Source organism: Pseudomonas sp. P5_B2 (assembly GCF_056400445.1).
The window spans coordinates 1-3,173 of record NZ_JBFULH010000471.1; the positions used below are offsets into that span (position 1 = coordinate 1).

The following is a 3,173-nucleotide window of genomic DNA, read 5'->3' on the forward strand; positions in this document are numbered from 1 at the left end:
ATGCCAAAGGGCCAGTGCTGCTCGGCGTTCGGCGGCGCAAAGGTGAACTGTGCCTGGAGGTCTGGGACCGGGGGCCGGGAATTGCGGAAGACAAACTGCAGGTGATTTTCGAAGAATTCAAACGCCTCGACAGCCACCAGACTCGTGCCGAGAAAGGTCTGGGGTTAGGCCTGGCGATTGCCGATGGTTTGTGTCGCGTACTGGGTCATACCTTGCGCGTACGCTCCTGGCCGGGGCTCGGCAGTGTGTTCAGCGTCAATGTACCGCTGGCCCAGGCACAAACCGTGGCACCGAGCCAACCCACCGAAATCAACGGCCATGTGGTGAGCGGCGCGCAGGTGCTGTGCATCGATAATGAAGACAGCATCTTGATTGGCATGAATAGCCTGCTGACGCGCTGGGGCTGCCAGGTCTGGACGGCGCGTAACCGAGAGGAATGTGCAGCGTTGCTCAATGACGGTATGCGCCCGCAATTGGCGCTGGTGGATTACCACCTGGACCATGGCGAGACAGGTACCGAGCTGATGGCGTGGTTGCGCACTCAACTGGGGGAACCGGTGCCTGGGGTTGTGATCAGCGCCGATGGCCGGCCGGAGACGGTGGCTCAAGTGCATGCGGCGGGGCTGGATTTTTTGACCAAACCGGTGAAGCCGGCAGCATTGCGGGCCCTTTTGAGTCGGCATTTGCCGTTGTAGCGCGGCAGGACAAGTCAGCGAAAGCTTACTCCGGCAGTTCGACCAAGCCATCCACATCAGTCATCGCCCGCTCCAGCAAGTCTGCCGGCAAGCTCTTGCTCGCTCGCGCGCCAAGCAACTTCAGCTGCTCGCTGCGACTGACCAGATTACCGCGGCCTTCTGTCAGTTTGTTGCGCGCAGAGCTGTAGGCTTTGTCCAGCTGCTGCAAGCGATTGCCGACTTCGTCCAGGTCCTGAATGAACAACACAAACTTGTCGTACAGCCACCCGGCGCGCTCGGCGATTTCCCGGGCGTTCTGGCTCTGGCGCTCCTGCTTCCACAGGCTGTCGATCACGCGCAAAGTCGCCAACAACGTGGTGGGACTGACGATCACGATGTTGCGGTCGAACGCCTCCTGGAACAGCGTCGGCTCCGCCTGCAAGGCGGCGGAAAACGCCGCTTCGATGGGCACGAAGAGCAACACGAAGTCCAGACTGTGCAGGCCGTCGAGCCGTTTGTAATCCTTGCCGGCCAGACCTTTGACGTGATTGCGCAGCGACAGGACGTGCTGCTTGATGGCGATCTGGCCAATGGCATCGTCTTCGGCCGCCACGTACTGCTGATAGGCCGTCAGGCTGACCTTGGAGTCGACCACCACCTGCTTGTCGCCCGGCAGGTAAATAATCACATCCGGCTGGAAGCGCTCACCGTCCGGACCTTTGAGATTGACTTGGGTCTGGTACTCCCGGCCCTTCTCCAGACCGGCGTGTTCAAGCACTCGTTCGAGAATCAACTCGCCCCAGTTGCCTTGGGTTTTCTGCCCTTTGAGGGCGCGCGTCAGGTTGGTGGCTTCGTCGCTCAAGCGCAGGTTCAGCTGTTGCAGGCGCTCCAGCTCCTTGGCCAGCGAAAAACGCTCGCGGGCTTCGGCCTGATAACTTTCCTCGACGCGCTTTTCGAAGGATTGAATGCGCTCTTTCAAAGGATCGAGCAACTGTCCCAGTCGCTGCTGACTGGTTTCGGCAAAGCGTTGCTCACGCTCATCGAAAATCTTGCCCGCCAGTTCGGCGAACTGCGCTCGCAGCTCGTCTCGTGAACCTTGCAGGTCGCTGAGGCGCTGCTGATGGCTTTCCTGCTGCTCACGCAACTCGGCGGTGAGTGATGCAGCCTGCGTGTCCAGGCGACGCAGCTCAGCTTCTTTACCGGCGCGCTCAATGTTCCAGGCGTGAGCCGCATCGCGGGCGTCGTCGCGTTCGATTTGCAGCAGTTCGACTTCACGGCGCGCGGCGGCGAGTTCTGCTTGCCTGGCGGCGTTAACCTGGCTCAGGTCACCGATTTCGTCGCGACAGGCGTCGAGCTGGGCATTCAAACCGTCCTGCGCCAATTGCGCCATGGCCAGGCGCTCTTCCAGCAGTGCCACCCCGGCTTGCGAGACACTCGCACGGCGCTGAATTTGCCAGGCCAATACCAGCAACGGCAGACCAGCGCCCGCCAGACCGAGTAATAGGCTGGTCAAGTCCATAGCCATAGGGATTCCTGCCGATGAGATAAAGCTTGAAGGTTAACCAAGGCCGGCAGTCTTGGACAGCTCAGTCTTCGATCAGCCCCAGTTCCTGTTGGGCGCGCGTGTCCCCTGCTCGTGCGGCCTGGCGCAACAGGTCCTGACCAATGCGCCGATCACGGGCATTACCGCATTCGCGACACATCAGTTGCCCGAGGCGGCTTTGGGCGGCCACGACGCCTTCACGGGCGGGCTGTTTGAGCAAACGTCCGGCGAAGTGCTTGATATTGGGGTTTTCCCCAAGACGCGGACTGTCCAGCAGCCACTCAGCCACGCGCATCGAAAAGCGCTTGGGTGGGGCAACATTGGGGGGCGTAGAGGTAGCAGCGATTGGTATTGAGCGAAACTTCATAAAGCACTGTGGGACAGATCGGAAGGCGCGCAACTCTACTCTTTTTTTCTTACAGGTAAAGCCCAAAAAAACCCGGCACGCCCGTCCTAGAGCAAGCGCTCGGGACAATCCACAGAAGCTGTGGATAACTCAGTGGACAACCGCCCTTGAACTCGCGCAAAGCCCTGTGGGACGGGGCTCGCAGTCAAACTGACGATTTTTTCACCAGTAAAAAAAAGCGATGTTTTTCATTGACTTAAATTTTCAATACAGGCACCCACTACGTCCGCGGCCTGAATGACAGTGGGGTTACAGTCTGCGCAACTAATGTGCACAACTACCTTCGAGGCAGTTATATCGACGCACTTTTTCGGTACGTTTTTTCGCCAGTTTTGGGGATAAACCGGGAAAACCCTGATCCAGGTAGATCGCGATCCGATGAGCGACAGTAACCACCGGTCGGAGTATGAGCATTTGCAGGGCTCGTTACCCGGGCTGAAGCATATTTTTTGCTAACACACTTCCATTCTCAAATTCAATCCGTTAGTATCCGCGGCGTTAGTACCAAGCTGAAAGTCAATTCTGGTCGAACAAATCCTCGCGGTCAGCC

General features: G+C 58.7%; 3 protein-coding genes. 1 reads left to right on the forward strand and 2 read right to left on the reverse strand.

Annotated elements, in window-relative coordinates; translation table 11 throughout:
- Nucleotides 1–695, forward strand: a 695-nt coding sequence (locus tag AC1DRJ_RS22520) for a hybrid sensor histidine kinase/response regulator (RefSeq protein ID WP_477804085.1), incomplete at its 5' end; no start/stop codon positions are given.
- A gap of 25 nt (nucleotides 696–720) precedes the next feature.
- Here the strand turns inward: AC1DRJ_RS22520 and AC1DRJ_RS22525 are convergent.
- On the reverse strand, nucleotides 721–2,085 hold the full coding sequence (locus AC1DRJ_RS22525) for a DNA recombination protein RmuC (RefSeq protein ID WP_477804087.1): 1,365 nt from the start codon (nucleotides 2,083–2,085) through the stop codon (nucleotides 721–723).
- A 175-nt stretch (nucleotides 2,086–2,260) separates the two neighbouring features.
- Nucleotides 2,261–2,584, reverse strand: coding sequence for a sel1 repeat family protein (locus tag AC1DRJ_RS22530; RefSeq protein ID WP_477804086.1), 324 nt, complete (start codon nucleotides 2,582–2,584; stop codon nucleotides 2,261–2,263).
- Nucleotides 2,585–3,173: the final 589 nt, after the last annotated feature.

What these genes read in the sequence shown, in the direction of transcription:
- AC1DRJ_RS22530 (WP_477804086.1), bottom strand. Translation starts at nt 2,584, where the DNA reads ATGAAGTTTCGCTCAATACCAATCGCTGCTACCTCTACGCCCCCCAAT.